Below are 25,058 nucleotides of genomic sequence, written 5' to 3' on the forward strand. Positions count from 1 at the left end.
GTCAGGAGCGGGAACAGGCCGACCGCACGGCCTCCGCAAGCGCCCCCGAGTGCAGCCGGTCCAGCCCGCGCCGCGCGTCGGCCAGCCGCACCGTGACCGCGAGCCGCACATCGCACGACCGCCGCGCCCGCACGTCCCGGGTCTCCGCGAGTTCGGTGAGCAGCCCCGCGTTGAGCCGGTCGATCACCGGCCGCACCTCGGTCCCCAGATCGGGGCGCCCGGGCGGCCGCGTGCCGGGGTGCTCGGTCCACCGCGCGTACAGACCGCGCTGCACGACCTTGTTCGCCTCGATCTGGTCGCGGAAGTACCGCACCACGCCTGCCGGGTCGAGGCCGAGGCCGGGCGCCTTCGCGGCCACCGAGTCGAGGATCTGCCGCTCGCGCACCGGGTCGTCGATCGGCGACGGCGTGCCGAATTTCGCGGCCGCGACCTTGTCGGCGATCTGGACGCGCTGAGCGGCCAGGTCGGTCAGTTCCCAGAGGCCCGGAGACGCCGACGCCGGCGCGGGTAACGCCACGAGAAGCAGCGAAGTGGCACAGAGCACCCGAAGTCGCATGCCCGGAAACGCTACATGCGAAAATCCCCGGGTGCCCGCGCTAGCCGAAGTCATCGCCGCCCTGGAGCAGGCGTATCCGCCCGAACTCGCCGAATCGTGGGATGCCGTCGGCCTCGTCTGCGGCGACCCGGCCGAGCACGTGGACAAGGTCCTGTTCTGTGTGGACCCGGTCGACGAGACCGTCGACGAGGCGATCGCCGGGGGCGCGCAGCTGATCGTCGCGCACCATCCGCTGCTGCTGCGCGGAGTCCACGGCGTACCGGCGGACAGCACGAAGGGGCGCCTCGTGCACCGCCTGATCCGGGCCGGCGTCGCCCTCTACTGCGCGCACACCAACGCCGATTCCGCGTCCCCCGGCGTTTCCGACGCGCTCGCCGACGCCATCGGCCTGACCGTCCTCGGCCCGCTCGACCCCCGCGAAGACGGCGTCACCGGCATCGGCCGCATCGGTGAATTGCCCGCGCCCGAACCGTTCTCCGCCTTCGTCGAACGCGTCGCGAACGCCTTGCCCCGCACGGAGCCCGGCGTCTACGGCGCGGGCGCCCCGGATCGCCCGATCCACCGCGTGGCCGTTTCCGGCGGCTCCGGCGACAGCTATCTCAAGCGCGCCACCGCCGCCGGGGTCGATGCGTACGTCACCGCCGATCTCCGGCATCATCCCGCCGGCGAGCACCTCGCCGACATCGCCGAAGTCCCCGCCCTGGTCGGCGTCACCCATTGGGCGAGCGAGTGGCCGTGGTGCGAGCAAGCCTCGGGCGTCGTCCGTGCCGCGTTTGCGGGTAACGTCGACGTTCACGTCTCCACGCGGTGCACCGACCCGTGGACGCTACGGGCCACCCGAACCGAGCACTAAGAACTCCAAGGAGCACCGTGAAGGCCGACCCCGCCGTCCAGCGCCAGCTGCTCGAACTCGCGAAGGTGGACGCCGAACTCGCGCGTACCGCCCACCGTCGCCGCACCCTGCCGGAGATCGCCGAGATCGACGCGGGCGAGAAGACGGTGCGCGAACGACGTGACGCGCTGGTCTCGGTCCAGACGGCGGCGTCCGACCTCGACCGCGAGATCGCCCGCCAGGAGAAGGAGATCGAGTCGGTACGCGCTCGCGGAGACCGCGATCGCAAACTCCTCGAATCCGGTTCCGTCGCGGCGAAGCAGATGACCGACATCGAGCACGAGCTGAACAGCCTCAGCCGGCGTCAGTCCGCGCTCGAGGACGACCTGCTCGAACTGATGGAACGCCGCGAGGCCCTCGAACTCGACGCCCAGCGCACCAGCGCCGAGGTCGCGAAGGCCGAGGGCGAGGTCGCCGAAGCCATCGGGCGCCGCGACGAGCACTTCACCGACCTCGACACCACGAAGGCACGCCGCGACGAAGACCGCGCCAAGCTCCTGCCGCGCTTCCCGGAAGACCTGCTGAAGCTCTACGAGCGGGTCCGCGCGCACAAGGGCATCGGCGCGGCGCTGCTGCGGGCCCGCCGCTGCGGCGCCTGCCAGCTCGACATCGACCGCCGCGAGATCGCCGAGATCAAGGCGGCCCCGGAGGACAACGTCATCCAGTGCGAGAACTGCGGCGCCATCCTGGTGCGCACGCTGGAGTCCGGCCTGTGACCGACCACGTGCTCGTCGAGGCCGACGGAGGTTCGCGGGGCAACCCGGGGCCCGCCGGGTACGGCGCGGTCGTCAAGGACGCGGCCACCGGCGAGGTGCTCGCCGAGCGCAAGGCCTACGTCGGCATCGCGACCAACAACGTCGCCGAGTACGGCGGCCTGATCGCCGGGCTCGCCGCGGCCGCCGAGCTCGGAGCGTCCACAGTGGACGTCCGGATGGACTCGAAGCTCGTGGTGGAGCAGATGTCCGGGCGCTGGAAGGTCAAGCACCCGTCGATGCAGCCGCTGAACGCCGAAGCCAAGGAGCTGGCGGCGCGGTTCTCGCGCGTGCGCTACGAGTGGATCCCGCGCGCGGAGAACTCCCACGCGGACGGCCTCGCGAACGAAGCGATGGACGCGGGGAAACAGGCGGAAGCGCCGAAGAAGACCGTGAAGCAGGACAGGGTCAGCCCCGTCGGCTGGACCGGTGCGACCGGGACCCCGACCAAACTGCTCCTCGTACGGCACGGCCAGACGGCGATGTCGGTCGAGAAGCGGTACTCCGGCCGCGGCGACGTGCCCCTCACCGAGCACGGCAAGCAGCAGGCGGCCGCCGCCGCGAAACGCCTCGGCGCGATGGAGGGCCTGGTCGTCGACGGCGAGGCGGCGCCGATCATCGCCTCACCGCTGATCCGTACCCAGCAGACCGCGCAGGCGATCGCGGACGCGCTCGGCGGCCGGGTCGAGACCCACCCCGGGCTGATCGAGACCGACTTCGGCGACTGGGAGGGCCTCACCTTCAAAGAGGCGATGGACCGCGATCCCGAATTCCAGACCAGCTGGCTTTCCGACACCTCGATCGCGGCGCCGGGCGGGGAGAGCTTCGACGGCGTGCACCGGCGAGTCCGCAGGGCCCGCGACGAACTGATCGCTAAGTACGGTGGCCGGACGCTGGTGCTGGTCAGCCATGTCACGCCGATCAAGGCACTCCTGCGGATGGGCCTGGACGCCGGGCCGTCGCTGCTGTTCCGCCTGCACCTGGACCTGGCCTCGCTGTCGATCGTCGAGTTCTACCCGGACGGCAACGCCTCGGTCCGGTTGGTGAACGACATTTCGCACCTCTCCTAGCCAGGAGAATGTGGCGCGGATCACGCCTGGATATGACGTGTCGCGGGCGGCCGATGGGGTATTGGCTACAGTTTCGGCGACGGCACGTGAGCGAAAAGGCAAAGACGGGGACATGACGGCGAGCGCACTCAGCGAAGCTTCCGAACAAGGCGTGCCCGATCCGGCGGAGACGCCGGCCCGTCGTGGCCTGGCCGCCCGTGTCGCGCCGTACCTGGCGGTCCTCGCCGGAGTGGCGGCGCTGGCCTGGCACGCCACCCTCTACGGCCACTGGATCGTCGACGACGCGGCCATCACCTTCTCCTACGCGCGCAGCTTCACCGACGGCCTCGGCCCGGTGCTGCAGCCGGGGCAGCCGTCGGTCGAGGGCTGGTCGAACTCGACGTGGCTGGTGATGCTGGCGCTCGGCAAGCTCGTCGGCATTTTCGACAGCGGCATGCTGTTCGGCCTTCCCGACTACGTGCTGTTCCCGAAGCTGCTGGGACTCCTGTTCACCGCCGGGACGCTGGCCGCCTGCCACATCGCGGCGAAGCAGATCTTCGCGCGCTTCGCCTGGCTGGCGACGTTGGTCGTCGGGCTGACGCTGGCCGCGATCCCGTCGTTCGTCATCTGGACGATCTCCGGGCTGGAGAACTCGCTGTTCGGGATGGCCGTCGCCTGGCTCGCGGTGCTGCTGTTCGTGGCCGTGCGCAAGGACACCCTGCTCACCGCGAAGGTCGCCGTCTGGTCCGGGGTGCTGGTCGCGTTCGCCGCGCTGACCCGTCCTGAAGGCCTGATCTACGGCGGCGCGTACCCGCTCGTCGTCCTGTTCCAGCTGCGTAAGCCGCTGCTGGGGCAGAGCATCAAGTTCGTCGTGGTGTCGGTGGTCGCGTTCGCGATCCCGTTCGGGGCGTATTTCGCCTGGCGGATCACGGAGTTCGGCAGGTTGCTGGCGAACCCGTCCATCGCCAAGGGGCAGGGGCTGCCCGGGCTTTCGGCGCTGAAGCAGCCGTTCGAGCTGGTCGGTTACGCCGGTGTCGCCGGCACGATCCTGCTGGCGCTGACCATCGGGTACGCGCTGGTCCGTGCGGAATGGCGGCGCGCGCTGATCGCGCTGCTGGTGCCGCTGGCGCTGGGCATCATCGCCTATGGCGTGATGGTCCCGGACTGGATGGGCCAGCACCGGTTCGCGACCCCGATCTGGATCCTCTCGGTGCTGGCGGGAACGCTGGCCGCCGGTGAACTCCTGCGCCGTTCGCGGGCGGCGCTGCGGACCGTCGTGGTGCTCGTCCTGGTCGCGGCCGCGATCCCGTCCGGGATGGGGTTCGCATCGGCGTCGAAGAAGTTCCAAGAGGTCCCGACGGTGCCCGCGTGCCTCATCGCCGACCGCTTCGGCCGCGGCTTCAACACCATGGCCGACATCCTGGGCCTCCAGCAGGCGTCGCTGCTGCTCCCGGACCTCGGCGGCTCGTCGATGACCAGCCGCCTGCACCTGGTCGACATGGCCGGGCTGGTCGAGGCGGACGTCGCGGACTTCCTCAAGAAGGGCGACCTGCCGGGGCTGCGCGACTACGTGTTCGACAAGGTCAAGCCGACCTTCATCCACTCGTGGGGCCCGTGGGCCGCGGGCAACGGCATCACCGTCGACCCGCGGATCGACCGCGACTACGAGCCGATCTTCGTGTACCCGGGCAGCGGGCCGCGCAACGGCGACTTCGTGCGCAAGGACGCCGTCTCGAGCCCCGAGAAGCTGAAGGCCGTCCGGGACTACGCCGCGAAGACCATGCCGGACGTGGAGAAGGCGCGCTTCGGCGGGCCGCTCAAGGACTGCGGCCCGACCATGCACCCGGGCCAGACCGTCTACCTCCCGTAACCCGACCGCATTTCGTCCTCTGAATGCGATACGCCCGCATTCAGAGGACTAAACGCGGTCGAGGGCGGCCTCCTTCTCCCGGATCACGGGCAGCACGTGCTTCCCGAAGTGCTCGACGTCCTCCAGGTAGTGCAGGAAGCCGAGCAACAGCAGGTTCGCCCCGCGCTTCTTGTACTCGATGGCCCGGTCCGCGATCTGCTCCGGCGTGCCGATGAGCCCGGTGCGGAAGCCGTCGTTGTACTGCACCAGATCCTTGAACTCCGAGTCGGCCCACATCCCCTTCTTGTCCGATGTGGAGCTTCCCGCCTGCTTGACCGCACCGCGGAAACCTTCGACGGCCTCGGTGTTCGCCTTCTCGACGATCTCGCGCAGCACGGCCTTCGCCTCGCTCTCGGTCTCCCGCGCGATCACGAAACCGTTGAGCCCGAACCGAACGGCGTGGTCGTTCTGGGCCGCGTAGCCGCGGACCTCCTCGACCTGCTCGCTGAACCCGTCGAAATCCTTGCCGTTGCTGAAGTACCAGTCGGAGACCCGGCCCGCGAGCTTCCTCGCCGCGGTGGAGTTGCCGCCCTGGAAGATCTCCGGATGCGGCCGCCCGACCGGTTTGGGTTTGATGTCGAAATCGTGGATCCGATAGAAATCACCGGCGAATTCGGCGTGGTCGCTCGTCCAGAGTTCCTTCAGCACGCGGATGAATTCTTCCGAACGACGGTACCGTTCGTCGTGTTCCAGCCACGGTTCGCCGAGGTTCGTGAATTCGTCCTTGAACCAGCCGCTGACCACGTTGACCGCCGCGCGCCCGCCGGAGATCACGTCCGCGCTCGCGATGAACTTCGCGAGCACCCCGGGATGCCACAGCCCGGGATGGACGGCCGCGATCACCTTGAGCCGCTGCGTCGCGAGCAGCAGCGCGAGGCTGAACCCGGTCGATTCGTGCTGGTAGGCGGCACCGTAGCTGGCCGTGTAGCGGACCTGGCTCAGCGCGTACTCGAAGCCGCTGTTCTCCGCGAGGACGGCGAGATCCCGGTTGTACTCGTATCCCCAGTCGGTGCGCTGCTCGATGTCGCTGGTGACCAGACCGCCGCTCACATTGGGGACCCAATAGGCGAATTTGAGTGGTTCGGATTCGATTCCCGGCATGCCGCGGAGTGAACCCGCCGCCCCCGGAAACCGTCAATCGGTGTCCACGCGCTGAGACCGTCCGAGCGCGGAACCCAATTCGGTGCGTCCGGTGATGCCCAGTTTGCGGTAGGCCCCGGACAAATGCAGTTCGACGGTGCGGCGGGTCAGGTGCAGTGCTTCGGCGATCTCCCGGTTGGTGAGACCCTGTGACGCCATCAGCGCGACGCGGTATTCCTGTTTGGTGAGACCGTGTTCGTTGTCCTTCGCGGTCGCGAGGCTCGCCCGCGCGTCCCGCAACGCCTCCGCGGCCCGCCTCGCGAGCGGCCGCGCCCCGCAATGCTTGCTCGACTGCGCGGCCATCCGCAGCGTGCCGACCGCCTTTTCGGCCTGCCCGTGCCGGGCCTGCAGCACGCCGAGCTCGGTCAGCGCCTCGGCCAGCGCGAGTTTCGCGGTCGACCCGCCGAGGACGTCGACGGCCTTGGTGAGCAGGCGTTCGCCCTCTTCGTCCTCGCGGACGAGCCCGGCCGTGGTCAGCGCGCCGCCGAGGATCCTCGGCGCTCCCCAGCGTTCCGCGGCCTCGAGATCCTCCTCCGCGAGCCGGGCCGCCGCGTCGGTGCGACCGAGCGCCAGCGCGGTGCGAGCGGCGTGCGCCCGCCAAGGAGCGAAGCCGGGGAAACGCATGCCGTGGTGTTCGAGACGGCGCCCGCAGCCGAGCAGGTCTTCGTACCCGAGCTCCGGTTCACCGGTGGCCGCACGAAGTCTGCCTCGGGCGTAGAGCAGGTAGTTGTGCGTGAAAAGCGCTTGTGTGGCCCCGAAATCGATTCTGTCCAGCAGGGCTTTCGCGAGGTCGGGGCGGCCGAGGTCCACCGAGACCTCGATCAGTCTCGCCGCGCACAGCACCGCGATCGGGCAGCGGCCGGTGACCCCGCGCTCGTCGAACTGCCGCACCAGCGATTCGAAGTGGACACTCGCGCGCACCAGGTCTCCGCCCGCCTGCAGGGCGATGCCGCGGGCGAGGGTGGCGAGGGCGCCCTTCGGCACGTGGAAGTCCCACGGCAGGCGTTCGGTGTCGAGCACTTGGCAGAGCTTGTCGGTGAGCGCGGGTTCGTCGGCGAGCGCGGCCGTCGCGAGCGTGAAGAAATACGGCTGCTCGAACAGTTCGGGCTGTTCGCCGGACAACGCCTCTCCGAAATGCCGGACGGCGTTCGCCGAGGACTTGCCGCCGCGTACCGCGTCGAGCGCGAGGAGACCGGATCGGCTCTGTTGCGCGGCGGGATCGTTCAGCGGCGCCCATTGCCGTTCGAAGTCGCGGAAGTCCGGCGGTGGCCCGAGTCTGCTGCCCGCTTCGGCGAGATAGGTCATGCAGAGCAATGGCCAGACGGCGTCGGGCCCGCCCGCGTCGAGCCGTGCGGCGAACTGGCCCGCGGAGTTGATCGCCAGCCGCGCGTCCGGGCCGCAGCACAGCGAAAGGATCATGGCCGTCGCGACGAAGGCCGCGGTTTCCCGGTCGTCGATATGGTCGATGGCCTCGCGCACCCTGGCCGGCGCCGAATCCCGGTCGCAGTGGAATTCCGCGTGCGCGAGCTGGAGCAGGATCGCCATCCGCTTGCGTTCGCTGAGCCGTTCTTCGAGCGCGCGCGAAAGGAACCGGACGGACAGCTCCGGGTCGCCCTCGACCACCGAATGCCGCGCGGCCAGGCGCAGGACGTCGACCGCCCAAGGGATCCTGATCGCGGTCGCCTCCAGGAGATGGACGCCGACCCGCTCCGGCGCGGCACCCGCGTCGTGCAGGAGCCGCGCCGCCCGTGACTGGGTGACCGCCCTGGTGGTGAGCGGCATGTCGGCGAGCACCGAGTTGCGGACGAACCGGTAGGTCAGTGACGGCCGGTGGCTGTTGGTCAGCAGGTGCACGCGCACCATCGTGTCGATGGCTTCCAGCGCGGTGCTCTCGTCGACCCCGGCGAGTTGTGCCAGCAGGTCGAAACTCGCGTCCTCGCCGAGGATCGCGACGGCCTCGAGCACCTTCGGCGCGGCGGTGTACTGGTGCACGCGGACCCGCAGCACCTCGCCGATCATCGCCGACCCCGCGGTGGCCGGATCCATCCCCGGGATCAGGCGGCGGCGCAGCGCGCCCAGCAGGAACGGGTTGCCGCCGGTGACCTCGCGGCATTCTTCGGCGAACCGTCCGACGGAGACCTGGAGGAACTCGGCGACGTGCCGCGTCCCGAGCCCGCGCAGCAGGATGGTCGCCGGGGTGCAGCCGGACATCTCCAGCAGGGCGACCTCGCCGGTCTGCAGATGCCCGATCAGCGAGGTCAGCACGACCACCACCGGCAACTGTTCGACCCGGTGCCGGATGTAGGCGAGACAGCGCATCGACCACGGGTCGGCGAGGTGGATGTTGTCGATGCCGAGGAAGACCGGCCCCTGCTCGGCGGCGCGCCGGACGATGTGGAAGAAGGCGTCGAGCGCCTCCGTCTGCTCCCGTTCGGTCCGGGGAGGGTGATCCGGCAGGATTTCGGCCGCGTGCGGCGTGCGCGGCCGCGGCGATCCGGGTTCGGGGGGCGCGTGGGTGAGCCCTTCGACCAGCTGACGGCAGACACCGCCGCTCAGGTGGGTTTCCAGCCGGGAGGCGGTGGCGATCGCGACGGTGAACCCGGCCGCTTCGGCGAGCTCGCCGGCCGCGGTGAGCATCGAGGACTTGCCCATCCCGAACTCGCCGACCACCACCGCGCTGACGGCGCGGCCCCGCAGGGCGGCGCGGAGCAGTCCGGTGATCGTGTCGAGTTCGCCGTCTTGACCCAGTAACCCGGCGGCGCGGCGCTTCGGTACCGAAGGCCCGCCGAAGGGACTCTCGGGATTTACTTCGGTATGCACCGTAGAGACCTTCGTGTCGGCTTGCGGCAGACTACTCGCATGTAAGCGGTAACGGGAGTGATCGCTGGTCGTCGAGGGGAGCAGGAGCCGGGATGTCCGCATCCGACGAGATCCGCCGGGACGATCGTTGCGACGACATCAAGGCCGCGACGACGCACGCCAGGAAGACCACGACGAGGTTCGCCGTGATCATCGACAGCCGGCCGCGACATCGCGTGGTGACGGGGGACAGGTAGCGCAGATCGGCCTTCGCCAGCGCGTGTTCCACCGACGCGAATTCCGCGACCTGCCGTCCGCATCGCGCGCAGCCCTTCAAATGCTTCTCGAAGGCGTGCGCCTCGGCGCGGTCCAGCACGCCGAGTACGTACGCCGCCACATCGGTGTGTTTCACCTTTCGCTTCCTCATCGGGACCCCAGTTCTCCTAACGACCGTCGCAATGTCTTAATGGCCGCGTACAGCCGTGATTTGACCGTTCCCTCCGGGATCCCCAATATCACCGCCGCCTCCCGGACCGTATGCCCGGTCAGATACGTCTCGTAGATGACGGCCTGGTATTTGCCGTCCAGATAACGCAGTGCTTCGGAAATGACGAGTGCGGACAGTGACTGTTCGGTCCGGTCCGCTATTTCGGCGTTTTCGGAACTGTCCAGCTCGACCTCCTGTGGCCGGGCTCGCCGGTTTCGCCAGCCGTCGATCACGATCCGCTTGGCGACCGTGAGCAGCCAGCCACGCAACATTCCCGGCTCGCGGTTCAACGTGTCCGAATGCTGCCAGGCGCGGATCAGTGTTTCCTGGACGACGTCTTCTGTCCATTGTTGATCATGGCCCGTCAGGTACATCACCTGCCCGAACAGCGTGTCCCGGAAATCCTTGTACAGTACCGAAATGAACTCATCTGGAACCTCGCCCGGCCGATGGTCGCCATCGAACCGGTATCCTCTGCCCACTGCTTCCATAAGATTCGCTACCTCCCCGGCGGTGGAGGATTTCACGGGTTCGTACACCGTAGCGCAGACTATCGCCGTGAGCCATGTGCAGTAGTGGTTCGTTTACATTTAGTCGGCCGGTACGTATCGCGGCGATAAACGGTTCTAAATGTGTCGTGTGATGCACATCACACCGGCCTGCTCCGGCTAGATCGAACCGGCCGCTCCGGTTCGCCGTACTCCCAGTGAGGCACTTCGAGGACGGGGACGGGTGAAATGATCTATCGGCTGTTCGGACTGGTGATCGCCTGCTTGGTGATATGGGCGGGAACGCCCATCCAAGCGTTCGCGGAAATCGACGCCCATGATCGTGAACTGCTCGTCCGCGTGCGCCAAGCGGGTTTGTGGGAAGGGCCGATCAGCCGTCAGGCGGAACAGCGCGGGAGCGGGCAGCGGGTACGGGAGGTCGGCCGGAAACTCGCCGACGACCACGACCGGCTCGACGCCCAGGTCCGCGCGCTCGCTTCGAAGGTCCGCGTCGAACTCCCCGCCGAGCCCACCGCGGAACAGCGTTCCTGGATCGACGAGATCACCGCGGCCGCCGGCGCCGACTTCGACCGCCTCTACGTCAATCGCGCCCGCGCCGCGCACGGGAGCGTCTTCGGTCTCGCCTCCCAGGTGCGGGCCGCTACCCGCGACGACGCGATGCGGTCCTTCGCGCAGACCGCCGTCGACACCGTCATGCGGCATATGACCCTGCTCGAAAGCACCGGCATCGCCGAAACCACCTCGCTGATGGTCGCACCCGGCGGCGGTGACGAACTCGACGGCGGCGATCTCGCGCTCGGCGTGCTCATGGCGGGGATCGCCGGGGGCGCGACCTTCGGGCTCGTCCGGGTGCTCGGGGCATCGGGCAGGCGCGGATGAACGCCGCGCTCCTGGCCGTCATCCCGGCACCGTCACCCCACGACAGCGGGGTGCGGGACATCGCCGCCCTGTCGGCCCGGTTCGCCTACGTGACCATGTGCCTGACGCTGGTGTGGGGCGTGCTGAGCGCCACCGGCTGGATCAGGCGCGTCACCGGTCACGAGGCGTTGCGCGGAGGTCACGTCGTGCTCGCGGTGTTCAGTCTCGCCACCGGTGTCGTCCATGGACTGTCCTATCTGTTCCTCGACGACGAGTCGTTCGGTGTCCTGGCGCTGCTGATCCCGTTCGCCGGGGGAGGATTCGCGCGGCACGCGGCCGGTGTCGTCGGGCTGGAATTGTTCATCGCCGTCTCGGTCACCGCGGCGATGCGCCGTGGCGCGGCCGATCCACGGGGGCAGCGGTTCCATCAGGCCGGCTACTTCGCGGTCGGCCTGCTCGCCATCCACTCCTGGCTGGGCGCGTCCGCGAACGGGAACCTCGCGACGGTCTGGCTCGGCGGGATCACCGTGCTCACCCCGGCCGTCGTGCTCACCGTGCTGCGGGTGCTCCCGCCGCGGGCGCTGGTCCTGCTGGGACTGCTCGAAGGCGGCACCGGCCGGGCCGAGCCGGTCCGGATCTCCGTCGACGACCGGAAGTGCCACCGCTACGCCATCTGTCAGGCCGAAGCGCCGCAGGTCTTCCAGTTGCAGGGCGACGGACAGCTGCGCTACCTCCGGAAACCCGGCGCCAAACAGGTGCCGCTCGTGCAAGCCGCGGCCAGAGCCTGTCCGATGCGGGCGATCCGATTACAGGGGGCGCGACGATGAGCGAACGGATCGTCGTGGTCGGCGGCGGGCTGGCCGGGCTGCGCTGTGCGGAACGGTTGCGGGAACTGCGGTTCGACGGAGAACTGGTGATCGTCGGCAACGAGCCGGAGCCGCCGTATCACCGGCCGGCGTTGTCGAAGCAACTGCTGACCGGCGCCACCGGCCCGGCGGAGATGCTGCTCGCCCGGCCCGACGAGATCGACGCCGAATGGCGATTCAACACCCCGGCGACGCATCTGCAGCCGGGCCGCCAGGTCGTCCATCTGCCCGGTGCCGAGGAACTGCCCTACGACGGGCTCGTCATCGCCAGCGGCGTCGAACCGCGAAGGCTTTCCGGTGTGCCGCACGGACATCCGCGGGTGGTCGTGGTCCGGACCCTGGCCGACGCCGCGGAACTGCGCGACAACCTGGCCGCCGACCACGGCCCGGTCGCGGTGCTGGGCAGCGGGTTCATCGGCTGCGAGGTCGCCGCCAGCCTGCGCGAGATCGGCCGGGAGGTCACCGTCATCGGCCGGTCGGCGCATCTGCTCGGGGAGGTCGTCGGCAAGCACATCGGGCAGAAGCTCTCGGCGCTGCACCGCTCGCGCGGGGTGCGGCTGGCGCTGGGCGCGTCCATCGACAACTGGCAGACCACGCCGAACGGATTGCGGCTGCGGTCATCCGACGGCTGGATCCTGGACGTCTCGTGCGTCGTGGTGGCCGTCGGCACGGTGCCGTCGATCTCGTGGCTGCGCGGCGCGAAACTGCCGCTCGACGACGGCGTCGTCTGCTCGCCGACCTGTCACGTGCTGGGGATGGACAACATCGTCGCCGCCGGGGACGTCGCGCAATGGCCGAACCTGCGTTTCGACGAGACGCCGCGGCGGGTCGAGCACTGGCTCAACGCCGTCGAGATGGGCCGTGCGGCCGCGGAGAACCTCCTCGCCGGGCCGCAGGCTTCGCGGCCTTTCGCGCCGGTGCCGCGGTTCTGGTCCGAACAGCACGGCATGCGCATCCAGGCGGGCGGAATCCCGAAGCTCGGCACCGACACCGTCGCGCTCGCTTCACCCGTCGGTGGCGAACGGCCCGTCACCGGCTTCGTCCGCAAGGGACGCCTCGTCGGTGTCGTCGGCCTCGACAGCCCGTCCGCCGTCCTCCACTGGACCAACGAGATCGCGGCACAGAACCCCGTCAGCCACCCGGGAGAAACGGAGACGCCTGATGCGCCGATCGCGGTTGACCATGCTCGTCGTCATCGCGGCGCTCGTCGTGGGCGCCGCGATGTGGTGGCAGGCGGCTGAACCCGCGTCGCTGACGGCTCAGGCTCCGGTGACGGAATCGCTCCCCAGCCCGCGGGTGTCGCAGCCCGTCACTTCGCGCGCCAACACACCGACGGACCCTCCGCCCGGCACGCGACTCACCGCCGTCTACATGACACGGATGGGGCAAGCTGTCCTCGACGAGACCGGCGCCGTGCTCTTCCGCTACGAACGCGACAACCCGCACAAGGCCCGTTCGACCTGCCTCGGGGACTGCGCCGCGGTGTGGACCCCCGTCACGACGACCGGCACGCCCCTGGTGACCGGCATCGATCCGGCACTGGTCGACACCATCAAGCGTCCCGAAGGCGCCAAGCAGGTGACCTTGGCCGGTTGGCCGCTCTACAAGTTCGCCAACGCGCGGCCCGGCGAATGGACCGGGCAGGGCACCGACCACGTGTGGTTCGTGGTCGAACCCGACGGACGACGCAACCTGAACTGCCTGCCGGCACCCGTGCAGTAGGATTCGCCGACGGACGAGTCGGCGGGGCGGCCGCGAGCCGGGAGACCGGTTCGAGGAAAGTCCGGACTCCACAGGGCAGGGTGGTTGTTAACGGCAACCCGGGGCGACCCGCGGGACAGTGCCACAGAAAACAGACCGCCTTCGCTCGCTTCGCGGGCGGAGGTAAGGGTGAAACGGTGGTGTAAGAGACCACCAGCGTCCTGGGTGACCAGGACGGCTAGGTAAACCCCACCCGGAGCAAGGCCAAGAGGGAGCCGCGAGGCTCCTGCGCAGGCGATCGAGGGCTGCCCGCCCGAGCCTGCGGGTAGGCCGCTCGAGCCCGTCGGCGACGGCGGGCCTAGATGGATGGCCGCCACCCGCTCAGCCGCAAGGCGGGGCGGGGACAGGATCCGGCTTACACGCCGGCTCGTCCGTACTACTTCTCGGGGGCGCCGGTTCGGCGCTGGAGCCGGTTGCCCCCAATGTGGCATTGGGGACGCTGAGTGTCCCCAATGCCACATTGGGGACAGTGGGTGAGTTCCGGTGTTCAGTTGAGGGCGCGCGGGTGTGTCCTGATGGGACCCTTTGGGACGTTGAAGGTCTTCAAGGGACCCTTTGGGACATGAGGGAGGCACCGAGCGAGCAGGTGCTCCGACCGGAGACTGAGGGGCCCTCGGCAAAAGCGTCCTCCAGCCCTCAAGAACCGAGCGAGCTACTTCGGCGCGTCCGGCCGTCCGGTCCAGTGAATCGTGTCCGGGAACTCGAAACGCTCCCGCAGATACCGCTCCTCGGTGCGTCCGTGCAGCGTGAACGCGAAACTCGACCCGTCCGGCCAAGTCAGGACGCGTTTGCGGAAGTCGATCGCGGGTGCCTGCGGTTTCCTGGCCTGCCAGAGGATCTCCGGCGGCGGCGCGTCGGCCAGATCCCGGTAGGTCGAGCCGGTGTCCACCACCGCGATCGCGGACGGCGAGCACACCAGCCAGGGCCCGCTCGCCTTCCGCACCCGATCGGCGGGCTCGAGCGCCATCGCGTTCGCCGGACCCTTCACGCGGATCTCCCGCTGGAACGGGTGACCGCCCTTGCCGCCACCACTGCCCGCACCGTTCAGCAGCGCGAAGACGTAGACGAACGCGCCGCCGATACCGCGGAACACGTTCCAGAAGAACCGCCGGACGAGCCGCTTCCCCTTGACCGTGCCGTCCAGTCGCCTGCCGGGCACGTCGAAACCCAGATCGGTGTCGCCGAGCCGCAGCACGATGACCGGCTCGCGCCACTGGGCGGCCATGAGTTCCTCGACCCGTTCACGGAAGCCAGGCCGGACAAGGGCCTTCTCCGCCTTGTCCTCCATGCGCTCCTGGTGCGCGAAGATCTTTTCCGCTGCCCGCTGCCGGGAGTCGCTCAGATGTCGAGGTTCCCCCGCGTCTCCTCCGGGCTCTTGTCCCCGCCGATCTCGCTCTTGTTGAACCACGGCTCGTTCTCCCCCTCCGGCATGACGGCTTCCTTGCCCTCGGTGTACGCGGCCTTCCCGGCGCCGATGCCGCCCTTGACGGCCGCGCCGGAGACCAGCGGGCGCACGCCGACGGAGGTGCCGAACATCGTGGTGAGCACCCGGTTGCTCGGCGTGAGCGCGACCCCGGCGGTGTTCTCCAGGACGTTCAGCGAGAACTTCGACTCACCGGCGTAGGTACCGATCCGGAACTTCCTCGTCATGTCCACGACCTTGGTCGCGTACTTCGCGAGGTACTCGATGAAGGTGTCGAGCAGCTTGCCGAACTTGCCGAGGTACTTGGTCACCTTCTGCAGCACGCTGGCGGCCTTGGCGATGGACGCGGTCATCGCGGCGGCGACCGAGCTGCCGAAGCTGATCACCGACGCGGCCAGCGCGGGCAGCCAGATGGTGATCAGCCAGGAGATCAGTTCGGTGATGATGCCCTTGATCAGCTCCTCGATGACCACCATGACCATCGACCACATCTGCAGCACCTCGGCCACCGATCCGGCGGCCGAACCGACGCCGCGGATCCCGGCGGAGAAGTCGCCCAGTGCTTCCTTCGCGGCCTTGCCCGCGTCGTCCACCCACTCGGCGAGCGCCGCGTCACCGGTCTTCTCGAAGTCGTCGGCGAGGGCGACGAATCCGTTCGCGAGCGCCACGAAGTTCTCCGACGCGTGCCCGATGGCCGGGCCGTCGCCGGTGACCTGGTGCAACGCGTCCTGCAGCGGCTGGACCAGCTCGAGCAGCATGTTCAGCCCGTGGCTGACCAGCCAGCCGATCGGGTCCATCGCGAAGGTGACCATGTCGGTCGCGGCGGCGCCGACGAACGCGGCCCCGTCCCCGACCAGCGCGGCACCCGCGGACGCCAGTTCGGCCGGGTTGTCCGCCTGGGCCGCCTGCTGGGCGTGCGAGGCGATCGACTTGCCCGACTTGTAGATCGTGCCCGCCACCGGCACGTGCCCCATCGCGCGATCGAGGTTCGCGCTCATGCTCTCGTCGTACGCCTGGACGTCGACCCCGTCGGCGATGCTCGACTTCTCCTCGGTCATGACCCCTACTTTCCGAGCGTTTCGTCGATGGTCGCCTCGTGCTTGCCGAACTCGACCTTTCCGGCTTCTTCGATGCCCCGGTACATCTCGGAGGCCTTGTTCAGCTTGGAGATGAACCCGTCCACGCCGTCCTTCATGTCGTTCATCAGCGAACGGAGTTCGCCGAGCCGATCGGTGTAGCCCTGCTTGGCCCAGATCCCGACGATGCCCCACGCCTCGTCGGTCACGTCGGCGGCGTCGATCTTGGCGCCGAACTTCTCCGCTTCCTGCTCGTAATAGGGGAGTTGCTGGGCATACGCGGCGATCGCCGCGATATTCGTCTCGATTCCCTTTGACATCGTGGGAGTCCCTCGGTCGGTTCGGTCAGCTGCGGCGCAGGAAGGAGCCGTCGTCGAAGTAGTCGTCGTCGTCCCGCGGGGCGGCGCGGCGCGCCGGGCGGGATGGCTGCTGCGGTTGCTGCTGCTGTGACGCGGGTTCTTCCTCGACGGTTCCGAACGCCTCGGCCTGTGCCTCGCGAACCTGCTGCGACGTGTTGACGCCGAACGCCTCGCCGAACGTCTCGTCCACGATCCCGGCCTGCTGCTGGGCGGCGCCGGCCACGGCCTTGCGCAGGGTGCTCATGATCACCGAGGACAGGTGACCCGCTTCGAGGCGCATGGCGCCCGCGCTGAGCCGGAGGTCGGTGACGGTTCCGCCCGCCCCGGCGACGACCGTGACCTCGCCGGACGGGGACGTCACGGAGGTCTCGACCTGCGCGATCCGCTCCTGCATGTCGCCGACTTCGGCGAAGCGCGCCTCGGCCTGGCGCACCTTGGCCTGGAAGTTCTCGAATTGGGCGATCAGTTGTTCCATCTGGGCGGACATCGTCGCTCCCCGTGCGCTGTGGTGATCCGGCTTCAGGAGTATGACGTAGCCGAGCTGGTTCGGTTCCCGCGTCGTCGCGGGGGTGGTAGCAAAGGTCCCTTGCTCCCTCTGTACGAGGACTGTATGGATTTCGGGTCACCCAACGCGACAAAATCCACACGGTCACCACGCGGAGTAAGGGTGTGTGGATATAGGGACACTCAACGTCCCTATATCCACACACCCCCGTTCCAAGTGGTAGCAAAGGTCCCCTGCTCTCTTTTCGCAGGTCAGCGGCCCGAGTGGTAGCAAAGGTCCCTTGCTCCCTCGGCGGTGAGACCTGCGCCGGATACCTACCTGCCGGTAGGGTGCCCCCATGGGTGAAGCGAGTCGGGTCACGGGACGTTTCCGCGGGACGTTCGATGTACTGCATTCCCTTACCTACTTCGCCCCCGAGACGGAAGAGGCGCTCACGGGCGCCGGTCTCCGTCCGGGGCGCATGACGTACTTCGCGGGCCGCGCGGCGCCGATGGGCGCGGTCGGGCCCGGCGTGGTCGCGGCGACGTTCTACAACTTCAATCCGGAACTGGTCGCCCGCCACATCCCGCGCGCGTGGACGCTCGCCACGCCCGAAAAGATCATCGAAGCCCGGTTCGAAGCCGTCGACGCGGCGCTGACCCGGCTCCTCGGCAAAGAGACCCTCGGCTCCGAAGCGGTCGCCGAGGCGGCCGAACTCGCCCGCGAGGCGACCGGCGGCTGTCAGCCGGACGGCCGTCCGCTCTACGCCGGGCACGCCGGCCTCGACTGGCCCAGCGAGCCGCATCTCGTCCTCTGGCACGCCATCACCCTGTTGCGCGAGCATCGCGGGGACGGCCACATCGCCGCGCTCGTCGCCAACGGGGTCGACGGGCTCGCCGCTCTCGTCTCGCACACCGCCACCGGCAAGGGGTTCCTGCCCGAGGCGGCCAAGGCCTCCCGCGGCTGGAGCGACGAGCAGTGGGACGCCGCGGCGGCCAAGCTTCGCGAGCAGGGCGTCCTCGACGACCAAGGCGGCCTGACGGAGGCCGGGAACGATCTTCGCGAGCGGCTCGAAGTCGCCACGAACGCGGCTTCGGCGGGGCCCTGGGAGCATCTCGGCGAAGAGAAGACGAAGCGGCTTCACGAGCTGTGCGGGCCTTTGAGCCGCCAGGCCGTCGAAGCCGGCGCTTTTCCCGCGAATGTGTTCTCGACGGGCCGATAATCACGCTATGTAGTGAAAATGGCCGTCCCGATTTCGCTTTGGGTAACGGAAGCGTGACTTTCGCTTGATCGGCGTTCGCGTTTTTTGTCGAATGCGTGTTCACCCAGCGGACTCGTGAGAAGCCACCGAACGAGTCATGTCACACTGGTCGAGGCCGGATTCTCCCCGGCCGACCCGTACTCACAGTGAGCAAGATGCCTCGCAAGCGAGTGAGGCCGTTCGCACACTGCGAAATACGGGTGGCCGGGGTTAATCCAGACGACCCTTGCAACGATGATGGAGACCGAGGATGGTCGTGGTGCTGTGCCTCGCTCTGTGAACTGTAGACAAAACGACATCTACAGAGCGCGCTTTGACCACTACGCCTCGTGACGCCATGATGTTCGAAGCACCACCGAGCCAGAACCGCGCGAACCCCCTCTCCGCGCACCGGGAGTAATGCGATGATGACCTTGACCACCCTCGACACGCTGGCCGCCGGCGAGCTCGGCACCGGCAACGTCCGTACCTGGCTGATCGACAACATCATCCCCCTGGTGCTGCTGGCCGTCGCGCTCCTCCTGTTGTGGCTGGGCGGTGGCAAAGGGGACAACGCGGGTGTCATGCGCCGACTCGCCGGTGTCGTGATCGCGCTGGCGATCATCGGCCTCGCCGTGAGTGGCGCCGGAGTCAACGTGGGCCAGTGGATCGCCGGCCTCTTCACAGGCTGAGGGCTCGCGTTGCGTATCCGCACCGATGACGAGGTCTACCGGGTCGATGCCGTATGGCTCGGCCCGCCGAAAGCGACTTTTCCCTGGAGAGCCCGCTACGTGGCGTGGCTCGTCGGTATCCCGGTCTTCCTGCTCGTGCTCACCGTCGAACGGTGGGCGGGCTGGAGCTTTGGGTTCTTCTCGACCGCCTGGGCCTTCGTCGCCACAATTGTGATCACCAGATTGATCACGGCCAAGATCAGCCACGAGCGTCCGCTGGGCGCCGTGGCCGCGATGGCGGCGAAAGAGCTCAACACACCGAGAGAACGGACCACGGGCACGGGTGGCGCGGCCAGCGCGTCCCGCGTCCGGGTACGGGCGAACCGCCCGCTACCGAAGCACCGCAGGAGACGGCAGTACCAGCACCACGGCTACGGCGGCGGCGCCGGAGCTCAGGGAACACCACGAGCGCGTCGGAGCCGCCCCGCGGCTCGGGCCGGGAGGTAGTCGTTGTTCGGTCGCGGCGGAAGCCGAGGAAAACGTGATCGAGACCTGCAGCAAGGGGCCTGGAACCCGCCCCAGCAGGTCCGCTCCGCGCAGCCCAAGAAGGCCGGCAAGGGGAGGCGGTTGCCCGGAGAGGCGGCGATACCCTCGTATACCCCGTCGATCGCGGCGCGAAGCATCGACGGGCACCTGTTACGCACCGGTTATGAGGTGTACGCCTGGTACCGGCTGGCGCCGCAGCGCTGGTCGTTCCGGTCGGACTCGCAGCGCCGCGACCTGATCGCGGCCATCGCCGGGCAGTACGCGGAGCTCCAGGGCCGCTGGCTGCACCTGCGCGTGACCAACCGGCCGTACCCGATCCGCATGTGGGCCGAGGCCCACGTGCACAACGCCGTCGGCCGTCCCCAGGACGTCCAGGGCGCGTTGTCCTTCGACGACTATCTCATCGGCGAGCAGCAGCAGCTGATGGGCCGCTCGATGGCCGAAAAAGAGGTCTATCTCGGCGTCCAGGTGCAGACCCGGCGGATGATCGACCGCGCGGTCGAGAGCGCCGCCCCGGTGCTGCGCAAGATCCTGCCGGAGGCCGTCGACGCCGAACTGGCCGCGCTCGACTCCGAGGTCGAGCATCTCGACCAGGTGATCGGCTCCGCCGGGCTCGAAGGACGTCCGGTGCACGCCGAGGAGATGTCCTGGCTGATGCACCGCTCGTGCTCGCTGGGCCTGCCCGCGCCGCGCAACATGCCCGCGGTCCCGGGCGCCGCCTGGGAGCCCGAGGATCTCGCCAGTTTCACCGACGCGGCGGATTTCCACGCCGAGCCGTACGCGCCGACGGTCACCGTCCGCGGCCGCACCGGGTCGAACGCCGGCGTCTCGCGGCATCTCGCGGTCCTCACCGTCGGCCAGATGCACGGCCTGCAGATCCCCGAGGTCGACGACCCCTGGATCCAGCACGCGGACCGGCTGCCCGCCGCGGTCGAGGTGTCCGCGCGGATCTACGTCCGGCGCCCCGAAGAGGTCGCGGGCGAGCTGCAGCGCCAGATGAACAAGGTGCGTTCGCAGGTCAAGCACTACACCGACGAGCACGAACTGGAGCCGCCGCAGTCGCTGGCGCGCCAGGCGGGCCGGGTGCTGGAGATCGACGACGAGATGACGTCGGGCTTCACCGCGCTGGCCACCCGCGTGCGTTCGTGGTGGCGGCTGGCGGTGTCCGGGCCGACCGAGCGCGACGCGCTGCGCCTGGCCCAACAGCTTCTCGACCTCTACAAGCCGAAGATCGCCGTCGAGCATCCCGAGGCGCAGTACGCGCTGGCCAGGGAGTTCATCCCCGGCGAGCCACTGGCCTCGGCGGCGTACATGCGCCGCGGTTCGGTCGTGTGGGCTTCCTCGGCGGTGCCGACGGCGACGGCCGAGGTGGGTGACCGCCGCGGCATCCTGCTCGGCGAGACCGTGACCGCGACCCGGCGCCCGGTGGCGTGGGACCCGTGGATGGCGCAGGAGATCCGCGACGGTTCCGGGCTGACAGCGATGGTCGCCGGCCTCGGTGGCGGCAAGTCGTTCCTCGGTGGCGGCATCGTCTACAAGACGCTCCGCGCGGGCGCGCACTGGACGATCCTAGACCCCTCGGGTCCGCTGTCACGGCTGTGCGACCTGCCCGAGCTGCGTCCGTACGCGCGGCCGATCAACCTGCTCAACGCGCAGCCCGGCATCCTCAACCCGTACCGGGTGGTCGCCGAGCCGCAGATCGAGCACTTCATGGACGAGGACGACCCCGAGCGCTCCTGGCGGCGGGAGAAGGCCCTCGCGGGCGCGACGCGCCGTCGTCTCGTGCTCGACGTCCTCACCGGTGTCCTGCCGTACGAGGTCTCGCGGATGGCGCAGACCCGGATCGTGCTGCTGCGCGCCGTCCGCGCGGTCGGCGGCCGGTTCGACGCCGACCCCGGCCAGGTCATCGACGCGCTGCGCCGGGACTCCAGCGAGCACCACGAGCACGCCGTCGTCGTCGCGGACTTCCTCGACGAGATGCGCGAGCGGATGGCGCTGCTCATCCCGGAGACCGACGCGGACCCGTACTCCGAGACCCGCGACGACCGGATGACCGTGCTGACCATGGCGGGGCTGACCCTGCCCAAGGACGGCGTCCCGCGCGAGTACTGGACGGACGCGGAATCGCTCGGCGTCGAGATGCTGAACCTCGCCGCGTGGCTGACGCAGCGGTCGGTCTACGAGAAGCCGAAGGAACTGCGCAAGGGCGTCTGGATCGACGAGGCGTTCTTCCTCTCCGAGGTCCCGACCGGTCGCGTGCTGATGAACCGCTTCGCCCGCGACTCGCGAAAGTGGAACGTCCGGGTGCTGCTGTCCTCGCAGATCCCCGCGGACTTCCTGAAGATCCAGGGTTTCGTGGCGCTGCTGGACTCGGTGTTCGTCGGCCGTCTCGACGACGACGACGCCCAGGCCGACGCGTTGCGCCTGCTGAAGGTCCCGGTCGGCGTCGGCTACGAACAGGTCGTCGCGGCGCTGGGCCGCCGTCCCGGTTCGCAACGCGACATCCAGCGCGACGTCGAGCCCCGGCAGTTCATCTTCGGTGACGGCGCCGGCGGCGTGGAGCGGATCCGCGTCGACTTCTCCGGCCCGCACCTGGAACACCTGCGCCGGGTCATGGACACCACGCCGGGCTCGCCCGACGCCAAACCGGCGAAGCCGGGCAACGAGATCGCGGTCCCGGAGGAGAAGCAGTACGTCCCGACACCGCCCGAGGACGACTTCGAGCTCGAAGAAGACCTCGAGCTCGCGGCCGAACTCGAGGTCGGCCTCACCGATGAGCAGATGCTCGGCGCCCCGGACCCGTTGGCGGCCGAAACCGGAGAAGTGCAAGGCGCTGTCCAAAATGGACACAACGGGAACGGGAGTCAGGGCGAGCACGCGCGCGCCGGCAAGGGTGGCACCGGCAGGGACGCCGCATGAACACAGTGCTGACACTGGCGTTCGTGCTCGCGTTCGCCGCCGGCTGGCACGCGCTGCGCCGCCGCCTGAAAGAGGGGCCGCGGCCCGGTAAGACCAGACCGAGCCGCCGGGCGACGATGTTCGTCGTCGTGCTGATCCTGGGCCTGCAGGCCGTGGCGACCGCTCCGGCGGCGTCGGCCGCGGCCTGTGGTGAGGCACCGAACCCGGAACGCCCCGGCGCGGGCATGGTCGGCGCGCTCGACCCATCCGTGATCGCCCGTGGCGAGGGTGGCAGTCCGTACAACGTGTACGGGTACGCCGGCCACGTCTGGGACACGTTCGAAACCGACTGCGGCCCGCTGGCAGGCATCACGTCGCCCAACTCGACGATCGACACCTGGGCGGGCAACCAGCTGTTCAACATCGGCAAGAACATCGTCGGTGCCACGAACTCCCTGCACTACACCGTGTTGCAGGGCAGCTTGCTCAGCCCGTTGTACAACGCCGTCAAGTCGGGGGCCGACAAGGTCTTCAACAACATCTACGCCCAGCTGTTCGGCCTGGCCGCGCTGATCATGTCGATCATGTTGTTCCGCAACATCTGGCGCGGCGATCTCGCGGCGGTCAGCAAACGGGCGCTGTACGGACTGGCCGCGGTCTGGCTGGCCGCGTCCTCCCTGGCGCTCCTACGATTCATCGATCCCATTGACAACGCGATCGTGCAGACCACGACCAACATCCAGGCCGGGTTCATCGACGAAGCCAAGAACCCGCCGCCGACCCCGCCGCAGCCGCCCGCGGCACAGCCGTGTCAGGCGACCCCGGAGGCCGTCGCGGCGCGCCAGCCGTGGGACCGGGTCCCGACGGAACTGCACTGCCGGGTCGTCTACGACAACTGGCTGCGGGGAGAGTTCGGCACGCCGGATTCGCCGCAGGCACTCCAGTACGGTCCGGCCCTCCTGGACGCGCGGGCCTTCACCAGGATCCAGATCCAGCAGGGTGGCGACGCCGACGCCGCGCTGGTGGACTCCAAGAAGGCGGCGTTCAAGGACATCTCCACCAAACTCGGCCCGGCGACCGGCTACTTCACCGGTGAGGACGGCAGCCGCGTCGGCGCCGGATTCCTTTCGCTCGGCCAGGGGATCTTCTACTCGCTGTTCCAGCTGCTCGCCAAGGCGACGGTGCTGCTCGCGCAGGTCCTGATCCGGATCTTCGTGCTGACCGCTCCGCTGATCGGCCTGATCGCGTTGCTGCAGCCGCAGATCATGCAGCGCATCCTCAAGGTGGTCGGCGCGGTCGCCTTCAACCTGATGGTGCTCTCGGTGCTGGCCGGAGTGCACACGCTCCTGCTGGAGGCGATCTTCACCGCGGGGAACTCCTTGTCCCTGCTGACGAAGATGGCGCTGGCGGCCATCATCACCGTGCTGCTGTTCATGGTCGGGCGCCCCGTGCGGCGGCTGTGGCAGATGGTCGAGATGTCCGTCGGCATGGTCGGCGGCGCGATGCCTTCACCGCGCGGCGGGCTCTTCTCCCGCTTCCGCAAGAAGAACAACGAACCGACCCCGCAGGACGCGTTCTGGCAGAACGTCCGCGACACCGACGACGTCGTCGACGGAGACCTTCGCGGTCCCGTGGGGGCGACGGTCGGCGGCGGACGGTTCCGGCCCGAGGCGACGATCTTCGCCAGCTCCCAGCGGCTCGACAACGGTTCCGGCGCCATCCGCCCCGCGGCGGCGTGGTCGGGAGCGCCGTGGCCGGGCGCGGTCGGCGGTGGCGGCGGCCTGCCCGCGCTGCCCGCCGGTGGGGGCGGAGGCGTCCCGGTGTTCGGCCAGTACAACCCGTCCGCGGGCAATCCGGGCGACTCGATGTTTACCTCGGGCGGGCGGGGCCCCATCCAGGTCCCGAGCCGCCGGGTCGACACCTCGCCGGTCGCCGACCGGCGCTGGAGCGACGAACCGGAGCCGGTCGTGGTGCCGTCGCGGATGAACTCCGCGGGCGGCGGCTACACCACCCCGGACTACTCGGGCGCCGTTCCGGTGCAGGCGGGGCCGTCGACGCCGCGTCCGCGTCGCGTCGACCCCGAAGTCGTCGCGGGCAAGCCGGTCTTCGTGCTGTACCGGCCGTCGCGCGGGCTGGAGGTCCGCGAGGAAGTCCGGGACACAGACCACGCAGTGGGCCGGTGACCCATGCCGATCCGGACCAACCGCGGCCGTACCGCGGTCTACCGCAGACTGTGGGGCTGGCCGCTGCGCTCGCCCCGGCACCTCATCGGCACGCTGGTGATCCTCGCGGTGGTGCTCACCGCGCTGGGCATCCTGCTGCCCAAGGCCATCGGAAAACCGGGACAGACGGCCAACGGGCCGGGTGCTTCGGCGACGACCACCTCGCGAACCGGCGTCGCGGCGCCGGTGACCGTGACGTCGACCTTGCCGCCGAGGCTCACCACCCAGCCGCCGCCGTCTTCCGCGCCACCTGACCAGGACGGGGTCCGGGTCGCCAAGGAGTGGGTGACGGCATGGGCGAATCATCCCGACGGCACGACGACCGAGCAGTGGCTGAACGGCTTGAAGCCGTACACCACCGAGGAGTACCTCGCCGGGGAAATGACCTCGGTGGATCCCGCGAACATCACCGCGACCAGGGTGACTGGGGAGCCGCAAGTCGCCTCCTCGGTGACCGGGTCGATGGAGGTCGACGTCCCGACGGACGGGCCCAAGGTCCGGGTCACCGTCGTCAAGACGAACCCGGGATGGCGGGTCACCAAGTACACCCAAGCGGGCTGA

Annotated in this window: 23 protein-coding genes and 1 other RNA gene; 15 read left to right on the plus strand and 9 right to left on the minus strand. The window is 69.1% G+C overall.

Going from position 1 to position 25,058, the window contains the following annotated elements; all coding sequences use genetic code 11:
• Window position 1: 1 nt before the first annotated feature.
• Window positions 2-556, minus strand: a complete 555-nt coding sequence (locus tag AB8M46_RS17830) for a chorismate mutase (RefSeq protein WP_394360788.1) — start codon at window positions 554-556, stop codon at window positions 2-4.
• Between the two features lie 31 nt (window positions 557-587).
• On the opposite strand from AB8M46_RS17830, the gene AB8M46_RS17835 reads away from it, so the two are divergent.
• The 4 genes from AB8M46_RS17835 to AB8M46_RS17850 all read left to right on the plus strand — a co-directional run bounded on the left by AB8M46_RS17835 (window position 588) and on the right by AB8M46_RS17850 (window position 5,119).
• The gene (locus tag AB8M46_RS17835) at window positions 588-1,409 is read left to right on the plus strand and encodes a Nif3-like dinuclear metal center hexameric protein (RefSeq protein ID WP_394360789.1); all 822 of its coding nucleotides are present in this window, start codon (window positions 588-590) and stop codon (window positions 1,407-1,409) included.
• 17 nt (window positions 1,410-1,426) lie between these two features.
• Window positions 1,427-2,164 carry a zinc ribbon domain-containing protein gene (locus tag AB8M46_RS17840; protein WP_037331988.1) on the plus strand — a complete coding sequence of 246 codons (738 nt, stop codon included), beginning with the start codon at window positions 1,427-1,429 and terminating at the stop codon, window positions 2,162-2,164.
• Complete coding sequence (locus AB8M46_RS17845; protein ID WP_394360790.1) at window positions 2,161-3,270, plus strand: bifunctional RNase H/acid phosphatase; 1,110 nt, start codon at window positions 2,161-2,163, stop codon at window positions 3,268-3,270. The genes AB8M46_RS17840 and AB8M46_RS17845 overlap by 4 nt, the downstream gene beginning before the upstream one ends.
• Window positions 3,271-3,382: 112 nt before the next feature.
• The gene (locus AB8M46_RS17850; protein WP_394360791.1) at window positions 3,383-5,119 is read left to right on the plus strand and encodes a hypothetical protein; all 1,737 of its coding nucleotides are present in this window, start codon (window positions 3,383-3,385) and stop codon (window positions 5,117-5,119) included.
• Window positions 5,120-5,167: 48 nt separating this feature from the next.
• On the opposite strand, the gene sfnG is transcribed toward AB8M46_RS17850, so the two are convergent.
• From sfnG to AB8M46_RS17870, 4 genes are read right to left on the minus strand one after another with little or no spacing between them, the layout of a single operon-like run.
• The gene (gene sfnG, locus AB8M46_RS17855) at window positions 5,168-6,259 is read right to left on the minus strand and encodes a dimethylsulfone monooxygenase SfnG (RefSeq protein WP_037331985.1); all 1,092 of its coding nucleotides are present in this window, start codon (window positions 6,257-6,259) and stop codon (window positions 5,168-5,170) included.
• Window positions 6,260-6,292: 33 nt separating this feature from the next.
• Window positions 6,293-9,118 (minus strand): AAA family ATPase, encoded by a 2,826-nt coding sequence (locus tag AB8M46_RS17860; RefSeq protein ID WP_394360792.1) that lies wholly within the window; start codon window positions 9,116-9,118, stop codon window positions 6,293-6,295.
• Between the two features lie 31 nt (window positions 9,119-9,149).
• Window positions 9,150-9,509, minus strand: a complete 360-nt coding sequence (locus tag AB8M46_RS17865; protein WP_235213166.1) for a zf-HC2 domain-containing protein — start codon at window positions 9,507-9,509, stop codon at window positions 9,150-9,152.
• 11 nt (window positions 9,510-9,520) lie between these two features.
• Window positions 9,521-10,075, minus strand: coding sequence for a sigma-70 family RNA polymerase sigma factor (locus tag AB8M46_RS17870; RefSeq protein WP_394360906.1), 555 nt, complete (start codon window positions 10,073-10,075; stop codon window positions 9,521-9,523).
• Between the two features lie 246 nt (window positions 10,076-10,321).
• Here AB8M46_RS17870 and AB8M46_RS17875 point away from each other — a divergent pair, with 246 nt between their 5' ends.
• The 5 genes from AB8M46_RS17875 (at window position 10,322) to rnpB (ending at window position 13,952) form a co-directional block, all read left to right on the plus strand.
• Window positions 10,322-10,972: a DUF4142 domain-containing protein gene (locus AB8M46_RS17875; protein WP_394360793.1), complete on the plus strand. Its 651-nt coding sequence runs from the start codon at window positions 10,322-10,324 to the stop codon at window positions 10,970-10,972.
• On the plus strand, window positions 10,969-11,778 hold the full coding sequence (locus AB8M46_RS17880) for a ferredoxin (RefSeq protein WP_394360794.1): 810 nt from the start codon (window positions 10,969-10,971) through the stop codon (window positions 11,776-11,778). Before AB8M46_RS17875 ends, AB8M46_RS17880 begins: the two co-directional genes overlap by 4 nt.
• Complete coding sequence (locus tag AB8M46_RS17885) at window positions 11,775-13,058, plus strand: NAD(P)/FAD-dependent oxidoreductase (protein ID WP_037331975.1); 1,284 nt, start codon at window positions 11,775-11,777, stop codon at window positions 13,056-13,058. Before AB8M46_RS17880 ends, AB8M46_RS17885 begins: the two co-directional genes overlap by 4 nt.
• Window positions 12,979-13,539 carry a hypothetical protein gene (locus AB8M46_RS17890; RefSeq protein WP_394360795.1) on the plus strand — a complete coding sequence of 187 codons (561 nt, stop codon included), beginning with the start codon at window positions 12,979-12,981 and terminating at the stop codon, window positions 13,537-13,539. Before AB8M46_RS17885 ends, AB8M46_RS17890 begins: the two co-directional genes overlap by 80 nt.
• 14 nt (window positions 13,540-13,553) lie before the next feature.
• Window positions 13,554-13,952, plus strand: an RNA gene (gene rnpB, locus AB8M46_RS17895) — RNase P RNA component class A.
• A 278-nt stretch (window positions 13,953-14,230) separates the two neighbouring features.
• Here rnpB and AB8M46_RS17900 read toward each other — a convergent pair.
• The 4 genes from AB8M46_RS17900 to AB8M46_RS17915 are packed head-to-tail and all read right to left on the minus strand — an operon-like array spanning window position 14,231 to window position 16,923.
• Complete coding sequence (locus AB8M46_RS17900; RefSeq protein WP_073847570.1) at window positions 14,231-14,866, minus strand: hypothetical protein; 636 nt, start codon at window positions 14,864-14,866, stop codon at window positions 14,231-14,233.
• 50 nt (window positions 14,867-14,916) lie between these two features.
• On the minus strand, window positions 14,917-16,059 hold the full coding sequence (locus tag AB8M46_RS17905) for a hypothetical protein (protein ID WP_037331972.1): 1,143 nt from the start codon (window positions 16,057-16,059) through the stop codon (window positions 14,917-14,919).
• Between the two features lie 5 nt (window positions 16,060-16,064).
• Window positions 16,065-16,397 carry a hypothetical protein gene (locus tag AB8M46_RS17910; RefSeq protein ID WP_037331971.1) on the minus strand — a complete coding sequence of 111 codons (333 nt, stop codon included), beginning with the start codon at window positions 16,395-16,397 and terminating at the stop codon, window positions 16,065-16,067.
• A gap of 25 nt (window positions 16,398-16,422) precedes the next feature.
• Window positions 16,423-16,923 carry a YbaB/EbfC family nucleoid-associated protein gene (locus AB8M46_RS17915; RefSeq protein ID WP_394360796.1) on the minus strand — a complete coding sequence of 167 codons (501 nt, stop codon included), beginning with the start codon at window positions 16,921-16,923 and terminating at the stop codon, window positions 16,423-16,425.
• Window positions 16,924-17,278: 355 nt separating this feature from the next.
• Between AB8M46_RS17915 and AB8M46_RS17920 the strand changes: the two genes are divergently transcribed.
• From AB8M46_RS17920 to AB8M46_RS17945, 6 genes are all read left to right on the plus strand, one after another.
• Entirely contained in the window at window positions 17,279-18,142 is an 864-nt protein-coding gene (locus tag AB8M46_RS17920; protein WP_038518857.1) for a hypothetical protein, read from the plus strand.
• 443 nt (window positions 18,143-18,585) lie between these two features.
• Window positions 18,586-18,852 carry a hypothetical protein gene (locus AB8M46_RS17925; protein ID WP_005166545.1) on the plus strand — a complete coding sequence of 89 codons (267 nt, stop codon included), beginning with the start codon at window positions 18,586-18,588 and terminating at the stop codon, window positions 18,850-18,852.
• Between the two features lie 9 nt (window positions 18,853-18,861).
• The gene (locus AB8M46_RS17930; protein ID WP_076153445.1) at window positions 18,862-19,338 is read left to right on the plus strand and encodes a hypothetical protein; all 477 of its coding nucleotides are present in this window, start codon (window positions 18,862-18,864) and stop codon (window positions 19,336-19,338) included.
• Window positions 19,339-19,341: 3 nt separating this feature from the next.
• Window positions 19,342-22,296 carry an ATP-binding protein gene (locus tag AB8M46_RS17935; RefSeq protein WP_394360797.1) on the plus strand — a complete coding sequence of 985 codons (2,955 nt, stop codon included), beginning with the start codon at window positions 19,342-19,344 and terminating at the stop codon, window positions 22,294-22,296.
• Complete coding sequence (locus AB8M46_RS17940; RefSeq protein ID WP_394360798.1) at window positions 22,293-24,458, plus strand: magnesium transporter; 2,166 nt, start codon at window positions 22,293-22,295, stop codon at window positions 24,456-24,458. Before AB8M46_RS17935 ends, AB8M46_RS17940 begins: the two co-directional genes overlap by 4 nt.
• A gap of 3 nt (window positions 24,459-24,461) precedes the next feature.
• Window positions 24,462-25,058, plus strand: a complete 597-nt coding sequence (locus AB8M46_RS17945; protein WP_037331963.1) for a hypothetical protein — start codon at window positions 24,462-24,464, stop codon at window positions 25,056-25,058.

Source organism: Amycolatopsis sp. SB7-3 (assembly GCF_041021335.1).
Classification (GTDB): Bacteria; Actinomycetota; Actinomycetes; order Mycobacteriales; family Pseudonocardiaceae; genus Amycolatopsis; species Amycolatopsis japonica.

Excerpts from the sequence above, each read along its gene's own strand:
- AB8M46_RS17940 (WP_394360798.1), top strand. The coding sequence starts at position 22,293 with ATGAACACAGTGCTGACACTGGCGTTCGTGCTCGCGTTCGCCGCCGGC.
- AB8M46_RS17890 (WP_394360795.1), top strand. The coding sequence starts at position 12,979 with ATGCGCCGATCGCGGTTGACCATGCTCGTCGTCATCGCGGCGCTCGTC.
- AB8M46_RS17905 (WP_037331972.1), bottom strand. The coding sequence starts at position 16,059 with ATGACCGAGGAGAAGTCGAGCATCGCCGACGGGGTCGACGTCCAGGCG.
- AB8M46_RS17830 (WP_394360788.1), bottom strand. The coding sequence starts at position 556 with ATGCGACTTCGGGTGCTCTGTGCCACTTCGCTGCTTCTCGTGGCGTTA.
- AB8M46_RS17920 (WP_038518857.1), top strand. The coding sequence starts at position 17,279 with ATGGGTGAAGCGAGTCGGGTCACGGGACGTTTCCGCGGGACGTTCGAT.
- AB8M46_RS17885 (WP_037331975.1), top strand. The coding sequence starts at position 11,775 with ATGAGCGAACGGATCGTCGTGGTCGGCGGCGGGCTGGCCGGGCTGCGC.
- AB8M46_RS17925 (WP_005166545.1), top strand. The coding sequence starts at position 18,586 with ATGATGACCTTGACCACCCTCGACACGCTGGCCGCCGGCGAGCTCGGC.
- sfnG (WP_037331985.1), bottom strand. The coding sequence starts at position 6,259 with ATGCCGGGAATCGAATCCGAACCACTCAAATTCGCCTATTGGGTCCCC.
- AB8M46_RS17880 (WP_394360794.1), top strand. The coding sequence starts at position 10,969 with ATGAACGCCGCGCTCCTGGCCGTCATCCCGGCACCGTCACCCCACGAC.
- AB8M46_RS17945 (WP_037331963.1), top strand. The coding sequence starts at position 24,462 with ATGCCGATCCGGACCAACCGCGGCCGTACCGCGGTCTACCGCAGACTG.
- AB8M46_RS17850 (WP_394360791.1), top strand. The coding sequence starts at position 3,383 with ATGACGGCGAGCGCACTCAGCGAAGCTTCCGAACAAGGCGTGCCCGAT.
- AB8M46_RS17900 (WP_073847570.1), bottom strand. The coding sequence starts at position 14,866 with ATGGAGGACAAGGCGGAGAAGGCCCTTGTCCGGCCTGGCTTCCGTGAA.
- AB8M46_RS17915 (WP_394360796.1), bottom strand. The coding sequence starts at position 16,923 with ATGTCCGCCCAGATGGAACAACTGATCGCCCAATTCGAGAACTTCCAG.
- AB8M46_RS17870 (WP_394360906.1), bottom strand. The coding sequence starts at position 10,075 with ATGGAAGCAGTGGGCAGAGGATACCGGTTCGATGGCGACCATCGGCCG.
- AB8M46_RS17910 (WP_037331971.1), bottom strand. The coding sequence starts at position 16,397 with ATGTCAAAGGGAATCGAGACGAATATCGCGGCGATCGCCGCGTATGCC.
- AB8M46_RS17875 (WP_394360793.1), top strand. The coding sequence starts at position 10,322 with ATGATCTATCGGCTGTTCGGACTGGTGATCGCCTGCTTGGTGATATGG.